Source organism: Bacillus cereus group sp. BfR-BA-01492 (assembly GCF_022662815.1).
GTDB lineage: Bacteria > Bacillota > Bacilli > Bacillales > Bacillaceae_G > Bacillus_A > Bacillus_A cereus_BD.
On sequence record NZ_JAKUEH010000007.1, the window covers coordinates 54,561 to 68,949 of the forward strand.

Here is a 14,389-nt window from a genome sequence, read left to right on the forward strand (position 1 = left end):
ACATTTCTTAATAGGACTGCGTTTTGTTCCATTTCTATATGGGCGTACGAATAAATTTAGAAATTTAATTAATCTTACGACTTGTTCACGCTTTCATTGTACAACGAAAGGAAACCGTCTAAAAGAGTAGACGGTTTCCAAAACGGAATTTTATTCTTACGCTTTACCGTTAGAACCGAATTCACGAATTTTACCAATAACAGTTGCTTTGATAGCTTCGCGGCCAGGTCCGATAAATTTACGAGGATCGTAAACTTCTTGGTCTTTGTTTAATACTTCACGAACAGCTTTTGTAAACGCGATTTGGTTTTCAGTGTTTACGTTAATTTTTGAAGTACCTAAAGAAATAGCTTTTGTGATGTCAGCAGTTGGGATACCAGTACCACCGTGAAGTACTAAAGGTACACCAGTTAGGTCACGAACTTGTTCCATTTCTTTAAATCCTAAGTTAGGCTCACCTTTGTAAGGGCCGTGTACAGAACCTAAAGCTGGAGCTAGGCAATCGATACCTGTTGCTTCAACAAGGTGTTTACATTCTTCAGGATCAGCGTAGATAACGCCATCAGCGATTACGTCGTCTTCTTGTCCACCAACTGTTCCAAGTTCAGCTTCTACAGATACGTTACGAGCATGTGCGTATTCTACTACTTTTTTAGTAGTTTCAACGTTTTCTTCGAATGGGTGGTGAGAAGCGTCGATCATTACAGATGTGAAACCTGCATCAATTGCTTCTTTACATTTTTCAAAGCTTGAACCATGATCAAGATGAATCGCTACAGGAACAGTAATGTTCATTTCTTCGATTAAAGCTTTAACCATAGCTACAACTGTTTTGAAACCAGTCATATGACGAGCTGCACCTTCAGATACACCTAGGATTACAGGAGATTTTTCTTCTTCTGCAGCTGCTAAAATAGCTTGAGTCCATTCTAAGTTGTTAATATTGAATTGACCAACTGCGTATTTTCCTTCTAGTGCTGTGTTTAGCATTTCTTTCATGGAAACTAAAGGCATGGTGAATCCTCCTAAAAAACGTTTTTTGTATCCGATAAGTTCTTATCGCTGGTAGTATGACCAGAATAAGGAAGATTATGTATATCAACATACCGGACTTTTTTCTACACTCAATAGGATAACAACTTGTACTCAAAAACTCAACTGTATTCACCTGCTCACCAGCCTATGTAAACGCTTTTTTCCATTTTTTTTATAAAAAATTCATTTTTTATGCTTCTACAGCGATTTCATTTCTCACTGCTTGACGAATTTCATCGATATCAAATGGTTTTGCAAAATGCATTAAAGCACCTAAATCTTTCGCTTCTTGAATCATATCTAGTTCTCCATAAGCCGTCATTAAAATCACTTTAATATCTGCATTGATCTCTTTGACATGCTTTAAAATCTCTATACCATCCATCCCTGGGATTTTCATATCTAATATTACTAAATCTGGATTATCTTTTTTTACGATATCTAAAGCTTGAAATCCATTTGCAGCTTGGAACGTTTGATAACCTTCTTTTTGAAACACTTCGTGCAATAACACGCGAATGCCATATTGATCATCAACGATTAAAATTTTCCCTTCCATAATCCCCAACCTTTCTGTGTAAGTACAAGATTTGAAGCTTCTTATATCTTATTCGATTTACTTTCGCTATTTTTTATCAAATTCCTTCCAGCTCTTTCTTATTTTACTGCTTCCCATTTTGATATGCTACCCTTATCACTTCGCCTTTCTTTTAAAAATAAGCTATAATGAAAGCCGCCTCAACATATTTGAAAGGAGCCTTACAATGTTAAAGATTTTTTCCACCCAGCTTAGCGGTTACTTTACAAGAATTTCTCAAAAAGAAGAGATGAATATAGAAGATAGTGCGCGCTTACTCGCACAAGCATTAGTCGGCGATGGTATCATTTATTTGCATGGTAAAAACGAAATGGAAGGTGTTGTAGCTGAAGCTTTATATGGCGCAGAGCCACTTCCAAAAGCGAAGCGTTTCATAGAACATGGAAAGCAAGCAGAAGTCACTTCCGCAGATCGTGTACTCCTCATCAGTCGTTTCTCAACAGATGAAGAAGTTGTTTCAATCGCCAAGAAATTGCAAGAAGAGGGCCACTCTATCGTCGGCATTTCAGCAATTCAAGAAGGTGCTGAATCCTTAGAACACTTTACAGATGTACATATTGATACAAGGTTATTAAAAGGCTTAATTCCAAATGATGAAGGCAACCGTTATGGGTTCCCAAGTTTAATCTTATCCTTATTTGCATATCATGGCTTAAAATTTACAATTGATGAGATGATTGAAGAATATAAAGTGAAACTTTAATCAGTGGGGGTTTTCTTCATCCCCCACTGATTATGAGCCCTCACCAATCGGGCTGTTACGGGCAGCCCTACTCCCACCTATCTTCCTTGCTTCTTTCTGAATCTTGAGGTGGGAGTCTTACTGCCCTAAAATAGCGGGATAAATGATACATGTCGGCTAACTGACAAACCAATACGAAAGAATGGAAAAAGAGCTCGTCCAAAAGTATAAACTTTGAACGAGCTCTTTTTTCTTACTTGCTTTCTTTATTTGTAATAGAAGCTTGTACGAAATCATGGAACAATGGTTGTGGACGATTTGGGCGAGATACAAGTTCTGGATGGAACTGTGCAGCCACAAACCATGGATGATCTTGTAATTCAATGATTTCTACTAGACGGCCATCTGGGCTTGTACCAGAGAAGATAAATCCAGCGTCTTCCATCTCTTGACGGAATTGGTTATTGAATTCATAACGATGACGATGACGTTCATATACAACCGGCTCGTTATAAGCTCTGTAAGCATTTGTTTCTGGAGCAAGCTTACATGGATATAAACCAAGACGAAGTGTACCACCTAAGTCTTCTACATCTTTTTGTTCTGGTAATAAGTCGATAATTGCATAAGGCGTGTCAGGATTAATTTCAGAAGAATTCGCTCCTTCTAATCCTAATACGTTACGTGCAAATTCGATTGATGCAAGTTGCATACCTAAGCAAATTCCTAGGAATGGAACTTTGTTTTCACGTGCATATTGGATTGCAACGATTTTCCCTTCTACACCGCGGTCACCGAAGCCACCAGGTACAAGGATACCATCTGTGTCGCCAACTAGTTCTTTTACATTTTCTGCTGTTACATGCTCAGCATTTACCCATTTTACTTCTACATCTGTATCAAATGTATATCCTGCATGGCGAAGTGCTTCTACAACAGAAATGTATGCATCTTGAAGCTCTACATATTTACCAACAAGAGCAATTCTTGTTTTCTTAGAAAGGTTACGTACTTTATCAACTAATGCTTTCCACTCTGTCATATCTGCAGGAGCGTTGTCTAGTTTTAAGTGATCACAAACGATTTGGTCCATGTTTTGCTCTTGAAGAGATAATGGAACTGCATATAATGTATCTGCATCTGCAGCTTCGATAACTGCTTTTGGATCGATATCACAGAATAATGCAAGTTTATCTTTCATATCTTGAGAAACAGGCATTTCTGTACGAACAACGATAATATTTGGCTGAATACCTAAGCTACGAAGTTCTTTAACGCTATGTTGCGTTGGTTTTGTTTTCATTTCACCCGCTGCTTTTAAGTACGGAATTAATGTACAGTGAATGTACATTACGTTATCGCGACCAATGTCGCTCTTAATTTGGCGAATTGCTTCTAGGAATGGTAGAGACTCGATATCACCAACAGTTCCACCAATTTCTGTAATAACAACATCCGCATTTGTTTCGCGACCAGCACGGAATACACGCTCTTTAATTTCATTTGTAATATGAGGAATAACTTGTACTGTTCCTCCTAAATATTCACCACGACGCTCTTTTTGAAGAACAGAAGAATAAATTTTACCAGTTGTTACGTTGCTGTATTTGTTTAAATTAATGTCGATAAAACGCTCGTAGTGACCAAGGTCTAAGTCTGTTTCCGCACCATCATCTGTTACGAATACCTCACCGTGTTGATATGGACTCATTGTTCCTGGGTCTACGTTAATGTATGGATCAAATTTTTGGATGGTTACATTTAAACCACGATTTTTTAAAAGTCTTCCAAGAGATGCTGCTGTAATCCCTTTACCTAAAGACGATACTACACCGCCTGTTACAAAAATATACTTAGTCATGAAAGTACTCCCTTCTGCTTTCTTGTTATATAATCACCGTTGCAAAGCGCAACGTATGTAGATAACAATGTATCTATCTTATTGTTAGACTCTTTTTATTTTCTAAACAAAAAACAAAAAAGAAAATTGCTCCCCTCATTACAAAATGTAATAAGTAGGGAGCAATTTTCTTTTATATTTACACTTAAAAAGTATGATCGTCCTTTTTTAAAGAGCCCAAAAATGATTCTACATGGACGATAATGAAAAGTCAAGGACTACAGTTCTTCCTCTTCCTCTTCAGTTTCATCATACTCAAGTTCTTCATCACCAAAATCATCGTCTTCTTCTAAATCATCAAGATCATCGTCGTCATCAAGAACATCGTCTAAATCATCGACGTCTTCCTCGTCTTCTTCATCTAAAGTAGTGAAGTCTTCCTCGTCTTCAACGTAATCATCAAAGTCTTCTTCTTCTTCAACTTTACGTTTCTTCTTAGCTTTCGGTTGAGGTAGGATCTCTTCATCAATTTGTTCATATGGATACCAAGTGCGAAGACCCCAACGATTTTCTCCTAAATTGATGAAACGTCCATCGATATTTAAATCTGTATAAAATTGTGCAATTCGCGCATTAACTTGCTCTTGAGATAATCCAAGTACTTGAGCAACTTCTTGAACTAAATCCTGGAATGATGTTGCTTGTTTTTTGTCCTCTAAAACACTATGTACAACTTCAATCATGGAAAATTCTTGTAGCTCTTCTGGAGAATATTGCTTAAAATCCACTTATGCGGCACTTCCTTTCTAAAAATATAATCCTATATATAACGGCCTGTTTAAAAAAATCCATACTATTCATTATAAACAAAACTCCAGCAAATATGCTACAAAAAAAACGTGAAACTTTCACAAGTGTTGAACAAAATGATTACAGCTATGATCCACTTTCATCCAAGACTTTTTCATATGAACGATTTGTCTATTTTGGAAGCATGTGCGCTCCATGCAATACATATCTAATTTGCATTTCTGTATACTCTTCTAATGTATACATTTTTTGTAGCGCCCAACGTCTAAAACCCCACATTTGCCCTTGAATAAAAATGTTATGAGCAAGCAACTGAATTTCCTTTTTTGTTAATTTGAACGTCCCATTTTCTGTACAATGCTCTAAAATCTTTTCAAACATCCCTACCATTTGAAACTCTTTTTCTAATACATATGGCAAAGATTCCTTTGGTAAAAAGCGAACTTCTTGGTACATAATCAATACTTCTTCTTGCAATTCATCCATCACTTTAAAATAATTTGTGATCGCTTTTCTTAAACTTTCGATGCTGCCCTTCTCTGTGCAAACGACTTCTTCTAACCGTTCTTTTACATGTTCATAAATACTATCACAAACTAAATACAAAACATCATCTTTTGTACGAATATATTCATACAGTGTACCAATGCTAAATCCCGCCGCTTTCGCAATCTCTCTCGTCGTCGTACGTGGAAACCCTTTTTGCTTAAAAAGCTGTACAGCCCCTTTAATCATTTGTTCGCGTCTTAGCGCCACTAACTTCTCATCTTTCACTGATGCCTGCACATTATGCTTAACCATCCCCTTTACCTCTCTTTCGTTTGCAGAAAAAGCGCAGGAGACTCCCTACGCTTTTTCCTCTCATTTTGTTAACATACGAGAAATGACAAGCCTTTGAATCTCTTGCGTTCCTTCATAAATTTGTGTAATCTTCGCATCGCGCATAAAGCGCTCTACTGGATAATCCTTCGTATATCCGTAACCACCAAATACTTGAACCGCTTCCGTTGTTACTTTCATCGCTATATCTCCAGCAAATAACTTTGACATCGCCGATTCTTTTCCGTAAGGAAGCCCTTCGGATTCAAGCCAAGCCGCTTGATACGTGAGTAACCTCGCTGCTTCTACATTCGTTGCCATATCCGCCAATTTAAAACTAATCCCTTGCTGCGCGGCGATTGGTTTTCCAAACTGATGTCGCTCCCTCGCATATGCCACAGAAGCATCTAAAGCAGCTTGTGCAATCCCTACTGCCTGCGCGGCAATGCCATTGCGACCGCCGTCTAGCGTCTGCATGGCAATTTTAAATCCTTGTCCCTCTTCACCAAGTAAGTTTTCAGCAGGGATGCGGCAATCTTCCAATATAATTTCTGTCGTTGGTGAAGAGCGAATACCAAGCTTACTCTCCTTCTTCCCAATCGAGAATCCCGGCGCATCACTTTCTACAATAAAAGCACTTGTGCCGCGCTGCTTCGCTTCTAGGTCAGTCAAGGCAAAAACAACGTAAATATCCGCAATACCACCGTTCGTAATAAAAATTTTAGAACCATTTAAAATATAGTGATCTCCCTCGCGCCTTGCTGTCGTTTTCATCCCCCCCGCATCTGATCCTGAACCTGGCTCCGTTAAACCATATGCACCGATTTTCTTTCCTTCTGCCATCGGGCGTAAAAACTGTTGCTTTTGCGCTTCTGTGCCAAATTTAAAAATAGGCCATCCTGCCAGAGAAGTATGTGCAGATAACGTTACACCCGTCGAAGCGCAAGCACGCGATAATTCCTCTACTGCAATTACATAGGCTAAGTAATCGCTTCCAATTCCGCCATATTCTTCAGGCCACGGAATCCCTGTTAATCCAAGGGCTGCCATTTGATCAAATAAAGTGCGATCAAAACTTTCTTCTTCGTCTCGCTTTGCCGCTGTGGGAGCAACTTCATTCCTTGCAAAGTCGCGTACCATTTTTCGGATCATTTCATGTTCTTCAGATAGCTTGAAATGCATAACCCTTTCCTCCCCATGCTCTTCTATTACAGCGCTCTACTAATTACAAGTCTTTGTATTTCACTCGTTCCCTCATAAATTTCACAAATTTTCGCATCGCGGAACAATCTTTCTACGGGATACTCTTTTGTATAACCGTAACCACCAAATACTTGGACTGCTTCAATTGTAACTTCCACTGCAGTTTTAGAAGCAAATAGCTTCGCAATGGAAGCTTCCTTCCCGCACGGAAGCCCCTGTACTCGAAGCGAAGCCGCCCTATATACAAGCAGTCGTGCGGCTTCTACACTCGTTGCCATATCCGCCAACTTAAAGCCAAGCCCTTGCTGCGCGGCAATCGGCTTCCCAAATTGCTTGCGTTCTTTTGCATAGTCTACTGCACAAGCGAGTGCCGCCTCGGCGATGCCAAGTGCCTGCGCTCCAATTCCAATACGGCCAACGTCTAAATTTGCCATCGCGACTTTGAAGCCTTGTCCTTCTTCGCCAAGTAAATTCTCAGCTGGAACCTTCATATCTTCAAAAGTAAGCTGCACTGTACGAGAGCCATGAAGCCCCATCTTATGTTCATCTTTTCCAATAATTAAGCCTGGCGTATCCTTCTCTACAATAAATGCAGATATTCCGCTCTTTCCTGCCTCTGAATTTGTAGAAGCAAATACGATATATGTATCCGCCTCGCCTCCATTTGTAATAAATATTTTGGAGCCGTTAATCACATAATGATCCCCATCTTTGATAGCTCTTGATTTCAAACTGCCCGCATCAGACCCAGCACCTGGCTCCGTTAAAGCAAATGCCCCTAAATACTCTCCTGTTGCAAGCTTTGAAACATACTTTTTCTTTTGCTCTTCTGTTCCAAAATATAAAATAGGATTTGTGCCAACAGATGTATGTACCGCTAAAATCACCCCAATGGCTGCACTTACCTTTGATAGTTCTTCAATCGCTAAAATATAAGAAATAAAGTCCATTTCAGCACCGCCATACTTTGCCGGTGCTGGAATTCCCATCAATCCCAGTTCCCCCATTTTCTTCAAAATCTCTCTAGGAAACACCCCTTGTTCCATCTCTGGAACAAAGGGAGCAACTTCCTTTTGAGCAAAATCCCGAACCATCTTCCTCATCATTTGTTGTTCTTCTGTAAAATGAAAATTCATATGCCTCGCCTCCATTTGCTATCGATCTTTTCAATTCTCTGGTAAGACTACTACTTTGAAAAAAGATGGAGACCTACCTTTTCTTACCCTTTACTCATATACGTAAAAACCACGACCTGTTTTTCGACCGAGCCAGCCAGCATTTACATATTTCCGCAATAGCGGACATGGACGATATTTGCTATCTCCTAAGCCTTCATGCAATACTTCCATAATGTATAAGCATGTGTCTAAGCCGATAAAATCTGCTAATGTTAACGGCCCCATTGGATGATTCATTCCAAGCTTCATGACCTCGTCAATCGCCTCTTTCGTTGCGACACCTTCATATAGCGCATAAATCGCTTCATTAATCATCGGTAATAAAATACGATTCGAAACAAAACCAGGGAAGTCATTTACTTCAACGGGCACTTTCCCAATTTTCTTTGTAATATCTTCAATTGCTTTATACACGGCATCATCTGTTGCAAGTCCGCGAATAATCTCCACTAATTTCATTACTGGTACAGGATTCATAAAGTGCATACCGATCACTTTCTCTGGTCGATTTGTTGCTGCTGCTATTTCGGTAATTGGCAATGAAGAAGTATTTGTCGCTAAAATGGTATGTTCCGGAGCAATTTCATCTAAATTTGCAAAAATTTTCTTTTTAATATCCATTTTTTCTACAGCAGCCTCAATAACAAGATCTGCTTCTTTTACACAATCTAATTCAATTGTAGTTGTAAGAAGACGTAATGTTGCGTCCTTCGCCTCTTCATCCATACGTCCCTTTTCTACTTGGCGCGCTAAATTTTTAGTTATTACACCGAATCCCTTCTCTAATTGCTCTTGCTTTACATCTTGCATAAACACTTCATAACCAGCCATTGCACACACCTGTGCAATACCTGATCCCATTTGCCCAGCACCGATTACAACAATTTTTTGTATACTCATTTCTTCTCCCCCTTTTTATTAATGAACTTCAATCATAATTGCGTCACCTTGGCCACCGCCGCTACAAATCGAAGCGATTCCAATTCCTCCGCCGCGCTGCTTCAACGCATGAATCAAAGTAACAATAATCCGTGCTCCACTCGCTCCAATCGGATGCCCCATCGCAACTGCTCCGCCATTTACATTGATCTTCTCAGTTGCAATTCCAGCAATATTTGCACTCGCAATTGCAACTGCTGCAAAGGCTTCATTAATCTCAAATAAATCAATATCATCCACTGTTTTTCCCGTTTTCTTCAGAAGCTCATTTATTGCATAACCTGGCGTTCTCGGAAAATTCTTTGCTTCTACAGCAATTGCTGTATGCGCTAAAATGGTCGCTACTGGCTTTCTGCCTTCTTGCCGCGCTCTGTCCTCGCTCATTAATACAAGCGCCGCCCCTCCATCATTAAGGCCCGGTGCATTTCCAGCTGTTACTGCCGCTGTCTTATCAAAAACAGGCTTTAATGTAGCTAATTTTTCGACTGTTGTATCTGCACGCGGCGCCTCATCCTTCGCAACAACGATTGGATCACCTTTGCGCTGTGGTACGGATACAGGTACGATTTCCTCGTCAAATCGCCCTTCTTTCTGTGCCGCAATTGCACGTTGATGACTGCGATACGCCCAATCATCTTGTGCTTCGCGAGAAATTCCTTCTTCCTTCGCTACCTCACCACCGTATACGCCCATATGGACGCCAGAGAAGGAACATGTTAAACCATCTACTATATTTAAATCAGCAACTTTACTATGTCCCATTCGATATCCCCAACGCGCGCCTTCTAAAATGTACGGACTGTTGCTCATGGATTCCATTCCGCCCGCTACAATTAACGTTTGATCCCCTGCGCGAATAATTTGATCCGCTAATGTCACAGCTCTAAGGCCTGATGCACAAACTTTATTTATTGTTTCCGTACGTGTCTCCCAAGGAAGTCCTGCTTCCCTCGCTGCTTGGCGAGAAGGAATTTGCCCCTGTCCTCCTTGCAGAACCGTCCCGAATATCACTTCTTCTACATCGTCTTTGTTCACATTTGCTCGCTCAAGTGCAGCTTGAATAGCAATTCCTCCAAGCTTGGTTGCTTTCACGTCTTTTAATACTCCGCCAAATTTTCCAACTGGTGTTCTTGCGGCACTTAAAATAACTGTTCTTACCAACTTTAATTCCCCCATTTCTTTTTGACTGCCGAGCGCTCGCTCGATATCTTTTCGTTGAGAAGAGGTGCAATCTGCACCTCTATCTAAAGTTGTATGAATTCTTCTAAATTACATCGCTTCTACCTTTGGCCCAATAACAGACCGTTCTAAAATCTCTGTTACATCTAGTGTTTGTACTTGTTCTTCAACTTCCTTCGCTTTCGTTCCATCGCTAATCATCGTTAAACAGTACGGACATCCTGTACCGATAATAGATGGTTTCACAGCAAGTGCTTGTTCCGTACGAGCCACGTTAATGCGTGAGCCTGTAGTCTCTTCCATCCACATTAATCCGCCACCTGCACCGCAGCACATTCCTGTTTCCCTATTGCGCTCCATTTCTACAACAGTAACGCCCGGAATCGCCTTTAAAATGCTGCGCGGCGCTTCATATACTTCGTTATATCTTCCTAAATAACAAGAATCATGGTACGTAATCGTCTCTTCAACGGGATGGACAGGTTTTAAACGTCCTTCTTTCACCCACTGGGCTAATAGTTCTGTATGATGATAGACTTCTGCTTGTAACCCAAAGTCTGGATACTCATTTTTAAATGTGTTATAAGCATGCGGGTCAATCGTAACAATTTTCTTTACACCCGATTTCTCAAATTCGGCAATATTTTTCGTTGCCATCTCTTGGAATACAAATTCATTTCCGAGGCGGCGCGGCGTGTCTCCCGAGTTCTTTTCTTTGTTTCCAAGGATCGCAAATGAAATGCCCGCTTTATTCATTAATTTCGCGAATGATATCGCAATTTTCTGACTGCGGTTGTCATATGATCCCATAGAACCAACCCAGAATAAATATTCAAATTCTTCGCCAGCCTTTGTTTTCTCTTTCACAGTTGGCACGGTTACCTCATCGTCACCTTGACGCCACGTTTCGCGCTCCTTACGATTTAGTCCCCACGGATTTCCTTGCCGCTCAATATTCGTCATAGCACGCTGCGCTTCAGCATCCATCTTTCCTTCTGTTAAGACAAGGTAACGACGCAAATCAATAATTTTATCAACATGCTCGTTCATGACCGGACATTGATCCTCACAGTTACGGCACGTTGTACAAGCCCAAATCTCTTCTTCTGTAATGACATCTCCAATTAAACTTGGATCATATAAAGGTGCTGTAGCTGCTGATTCTTGCTGTCCTTTACTAGAAGCCATAAGCGCCAATTGATTACCTTGTGTATTGTGAAAAGCAACAGCTGGAACCCACGGTACTTTTGAAGTTACCGCCGCTCCTTTATCTGTTAAATGATCGCGAAGCTTTACGATTAAATCCATCGGTGACAACATTTTTCCAGTTCCAGTTGCTGGACACATATTGGTGCAGCGTCCGCACTCTACACACGCATATAAATCAATAAGCTGCGTCTGTCTAAAGTCTTCAATCTTTCCAACACCAAATGTTTCTTGTGTTTCATCTTCAAAATCAATCTTTTCAAGTTTCCCTGGATTCGTAAGGCGAGTTAAAAATACATTTACCGGTCCTGCAATTAAATGTGCATGTTTGGACTGCGGAACATAAACTAAAAATGTTAATAAAATAAGTAAATGCACCCACCAAGAAAAATAAAATATATAAATGGATGCGATTTCATTTATTCCCGAAAGAACATAAGCAATTCCAGAAGCAATTGGTTCGCTCCAAGAAAGCTCTTCTCCGTGCCAAATAATGCCGGCTCCGTTACCAAGTAATACGGAAAGCATTAAGCCTCCAATAAAAATAAGGACGAGGCCTGATTTAAAATTTCGTTTTAAACGAACGAGCTTTTCAACATACCTTCTATAAAAAGCCCAAACAACTGCGATTAAAATCATAAGTGTGACAATTTCTTGGAAGAATGTAAATGCAGGGTATAGTGGTCCTAGTGGAAGATGTGATCCTGGTGCGAGACCTTTCCAAATGAAGTCGATTGCTCCAAATTGGACAAGAATAAATCCGTAAAAAAACATAACGTGCATAATACCGCTCTTTTTATCTTTGAGCAATTTTTTTTGCCCAAAGACGTTCACTTTGAGGATATCCCATCGCTCTTTAAATCGGCGGTCAAACTCTACTTTTTTTCCTAATTGTATGTAGGCCATCCTCGTTCGTATGAGGTATACAAACAAATATACCGCATAAGCAATAACCGCAATAGAAGCTAGCCAATTTACGATTAGTAAGCTATTCATTTTATGCTACCCCTCTCCTTATAAACCTTCCTTCTTTTTGAATCTTCGAAAATATATAATTTTCTGAATTATATCCCCCTACCCTCATTATATAATGAGTGAGCATTCAGTCAACAGTTTTTTGTTATACAACAACATCTTTTTTCATCAGTCTGTTTATTTTCATACTCTTACATCACCTATAAAAATAAATACGAGAAACTAGGATTGAATCACTTTACATTCTTTTGTTTAAACTATAAGCATTGTGATGCAAGTAAGGGAGAAGCATCTTACTAAAAAATGAGTGCGAGGAAGGAAGACTGGTAATGTTTTTTTCAGCTCTTTTACTAATAAGTGTTGTCCTTTGGATTGCAATAGATCTCTCGTATGGCAGAAGCCTTCATCTCAGACGGCTAAAGCCTCGTACTTTCCCTTTGCGCCGTAGTAATTTTCAGCTTTATACATACGGAACGGACTTATATAATAATTTATTTCACGATATTCGAAAAGCAACACACCATATCCATATTTTATTTTTTATTGTGAAAAATGATGAAATCAGTCAAGTCTTTTTACAATTGCTATGTGATAAAGCGAAACAAGGAGTTGAAGTGCGTCTCCTTCTTGACCAAATTGGAAGTCATCAATTATCAAAAAAATCTATTCAATCATTACAAAACAGTGGCGTCTCTTTTTCATTTTGCCACAAAGTAAAATTCCCCTTTCTTTTCTTTTCAGCGAATCAAAGAAATCATCGAAAAATTACAATCATCGATGGGAAAATAGGATATATTGGCGGCTTTAATATCGGGGAAGAATATTTAGGTCACAATCCTAAATTAGGATTGTGGCGCGATTATCATTTACGGCTTACTGGAGAAGGTGTGCAAGATTTGCAAAAACAATTTTTACATGATTGGCGTGACGATACAAATCAAGATTTATTAAAGAATACAATCTATTTTCCAAAACAAGCACCCGGTAGTATTCTTCATCGATTTATCCCAACAGATGGCGCTTATTTACAGTCTACATTTTTACATTTAATTGAAAGTGCAAATGAAAAAATCTATATCGGAACACCTTATTTTATCCCTGGTAAAAAAATTATGAACGCCTTATTACAAGCGAGAAAAAGAGGTGTGCAAATTACCATTCTTGTTCCTAACAAAGCCGACCATCCTCTTGTAAGAGAAGCAAAATTACCATACTGCCGAAAACTCATGCGAGCTGGGTGTAACATTTATGCATTTCAAGAAGGGTTCTTCCATGCAAAAATCATTATCATAGATAATCGTATATGCGATATTGGAACTGCCAATGTGGATATGAGGAGTTTATATATAAACTATGAGATGAATTGCTTATTGTATGACGAGGAGTTTATACATGCAATCCAAAAGAAGTTTAACAAAGATATTCAATCTTCCGTATTACTTTCCTTGCAAGATGTTAGTTCTCTATCCCTTATTGATAGAGGAAAGGAATTGCTGGGGACGATATTAGCGTTTTTTTTATAGGAAGGCTTATAAAAAAAGAAGATGTTACATGCGTTTTTCATATATCTCGTGTACTGTAGCTTTATAAAGCTTCTGTAATTGAAAAATGAGAAACACATAAACAATGATTACTGCACCTATCATTACATTCAAACTTTGGGAATGAGGAAAATATCTAAAGGTTGCTACAAAAAACAACTGCCTAAAATGTAGACAGTTGTTTTTATTTTAATGTTCAAAAGGTAAATCTGAAGCTAACTGTACTTCTTCTTGTTGATTTGTTAATGCCTGATCTTGACCTACACCAAAAGCAACACCAGCTAGCATTGCTACTGCTACTAAACTACAAGCAAGAAATTTCTTCATGTTTATCACCCTATGTTTTGTTTTTCCTAAATATAACATGAAATCGCCCTCATAAAA

General features: G+C 39.2%; 12 protein-coding genes and 1 pseudogene. 2 read left to right on the forward strand and 11 right to left on the reverse strand.

All coding sequences use genetic code 11. From position 1 onward, the window contains the following. Positions 1-156: 156 nt before the first annotated feature. On the reverse strand, positions 157-1,014 hold the full coding sequence (locus tag MR063_RS10825) for a class II fructose-bisphosphate aldolase (protein ID WP_242197528.1): 858 nt from the start codon (positions 1,012-1,014) through the stop codon (positions 157-159). Positions 1,015-1,225: 211 nt separating this feature from the next. Further along, positions 1,226-1,594: a sporulation initiation phosphotransferase Spo0F gene (gene spo0F / locus MR063_RS10830; protein ID WP_242145179.1), complete on the reverse strand. Its 369-nt coding sequence runs from the start codon at positions 1,592-1,594 to the stop codon at positions 1,226-1,228. 205 nt (positions 1,595-1,799) lie between these two features. Here spo0F and MR063_RS10835 point away from each other — a divergent pair, with 205 nt between their 5' ends. Then, on the forward strand, positions 1,800-2,336 hold the full coding sequence (locus MR063_RS10835) for a DUF2529 domain-containing protein (protein WP_242197531.1): 537 nt from the start codon (positions 1,800-1,802) through the stop codon (positions 2,334-2,336). 232 nt (positions 2,337-2,568) lie between these two features. Here the strand turns inward: MR063_RS10835 and pyrG are convergent, their stop codons facing one another. The 8 genes and pseudogenes from pyrG to MR063_RS10875 form a co-directional block, all read right to left on the reverse strand. Beyond that, complete coding sequence (gene pyrG, locus MR063_RS10840) at positions 2,569-4,176, reverse strand: CTP synthase (protein WP_242145177.1); 1,608 nt, start codon at positions 4,174-4,176, stop codon at positions 2,569-2,571. Between the two features lie 257 nt (positions 4,177-4,433). Next, positions 4,434-4,943: a DNA-directed RNA polymerase subunit delta gene (rpoE, locus tag MR063_RS10845; protein WP_242197534.1), complete on the reverse strand. Its 510-nt coding sequence runs from the start codon at positions 4,941-4,943 to the stop codon at positions 4,434-4,436. Between the two features lie 193 nt (positions 4,944-5,136). Then, positions 5,137-5,766, reverse strand: coding sequence for a TetR/AcrR family transcriptional regulator (locus tag MR063_RS10850; protein WP_242197537.1), 630 nt, complete (start codon positions 5,764-5,766; stop codon positions 5,137-5,139). A 60-nt stretch (positions 5,767-5,826) separates the two neighbouring features. Continuing rightward, entirely contained in the window at positions 5,827-6,966 is a 1,140-nt protein-coding gene (locus MR063_RS10855; RefSeq protein ID WP_242197541.1) for an acyl-CoA dehydrogenase, read from the reverse strand. A 26-nt stretch (positions 6,967-6,992) separates the two neighbouring features. Continuing rightward, the gene (locus tag MR063_RS10860; protein WP_242197544.1) at positions 6,993-8,123 is read right to left on the reverse strand and encodes an acyl-CoA dehydrogenase; all 1,131 of its coding nucleotides are present in this window, start codon (positions 8,121-8,123) and stop codon (positions 6,993-6,995) included. Between the two features lie 90 nt (positions 8,124-8,213). After that, positions 8,214-9,065: a 3-hydroxybutyryl-CoA dehydrogenase gene (locus tag MR063_RS10865; RefSeq protein WP_242197547.1), complete on the reverse strand. Its 852-nt coding sequence runs from the start codon at positions 9,063-9,065 to the stop codon at positions 8,214-8,216. 18 nt (positions 9,066-9,083) lie between these two features. Then, positions 9,084-10,364, reverse strand: a pseudogene (locus MR063_RS10870) (acetyl-CoA C-acetyltransferase). A 9-nt stretch (positions 10,365-10,373) separates the two neighbouring features. Beyond that, on the reverse strand, positions 10,374-12,485 hold the full coding sequence (locus MR063_RS10875; protein WP_242197550.1) for a (Fe-S)-binding protein: 2,112 nt from the start codon (positions 12,483-12,485) through the stop codon (positions 10,374-10,376). Positions 12,486-12,793: 308 nt separating this feature from the next. On the opposite strand from MR063_RS10875, the gene cls reads away from it, so the two are divergent. Next, the gene (gene cls, locus MR063_RS10880) at positions 12,794-13,987 is read left to right on the forward strand and encodes a cardiolipin synthase (protein WP_242197553.1); all 1,194 of its coding nucleotides are present in this window, start codon (positions 12,794-12,796) and stop codon (positions 13,985-13,987) included. Positions 13,988-14,194: 207 nt separating this feature from the next. Here the strand turns inward: cls and MR063_RS10885 are convergent, their stop codons facing one another. Beyond that, complete coding sequence (locus tag MR063_RS10885; RefSeq protein ID WP_012096314.1) at positions 14,195-14,332, reverse strand: quorum-sensing peptide PapR; 138 nt, start codon at positions 14,330-14,332, stop codon at positions 14,195-14,197. Positions 14,333-14,389 lie beyond the last annotated feature (57 nt).

Excerpts from the sequence above, each read along its gene's own strand:
- MR063_RS10875 (WP_242197550.1), bottom strand. The coding sequence starts at position 12,485 with ATGAATAGCTTACTAATCGTAAATTGGCTAGCTTCTATTGCGGTTATT.
- MR063_RS10865 (WP_242197547.1), bottom strand. The coding sequence starts at position 9,065 with ATGAGTATACAAAAAATTGTTGTAATCGGTGCTGGGCAAATGGGATCA.
- MR063_RS10835 (WP_242197531.1), top strand. The coding sequence starts at position 1,800 with ATGTTAAAGATTTTTTCCACCCAGCTTAGCGGTTACTTTACAAGAATT.
- MR063_RS10885 (WP_012096314.1), bottom strand. The coding sequence starts at position 14,332 with ATGAAGAAATTTCTTGCTTGTAGTTTAGTAGCAGTAGCAATGCTAGCT.
- MR063_RS10850 (WP_242197537.1), bottom strand. The coding sequence starts at position 5,766 with ATGGTTAAGCATAATGTGCAGGCATCAGTGAAAGATGAGAAGTTAGTG.
- MR063_RS10825 (WP_242197528.1), bottom strand. The coding sequence starts at position 1,014 with ATGCCTTTAGTTTCCATGAAAGAAATGCTAAACACAGCACTAGAAGGA.
- cls (WP_242197553.1), top strand. The coding sequence starts at position 12,794 with ATGTTTTTTTCAGCTCTTTTACTAATAAGTGTTGTCCTTTGGATTGCA.
- MR063_RS10855 (WP_242197541.1), bottom strand. The coding sequence starts at position 6,966 with ATGCATTTCAAGCTATCTGAAGAACATGAAATGATCCGAAAAATGGTA.
- spo0F (WP_242145179.1), bottom strand. The coding sequence starts at position 1,594 with ATGGAAGGGAAAATTTTAATCGTTGATGATCAATATGGCATTCGCGTG.
- MR063_RS10860 (WP_242197544.1), bottom strand. The coding sequence starts at position 8,123 with ATGAATTTTCATTTTACAGAAGAACAACAAATGATGAGGAAGATGGTT.
- pyrG (WP_242145177.1), bottom strand. The coding sequence starts at position 4,176 with ATGACTAAGTATATTTTTGTAACAGGCGGTGTAGTATCGTCTTTAGGT.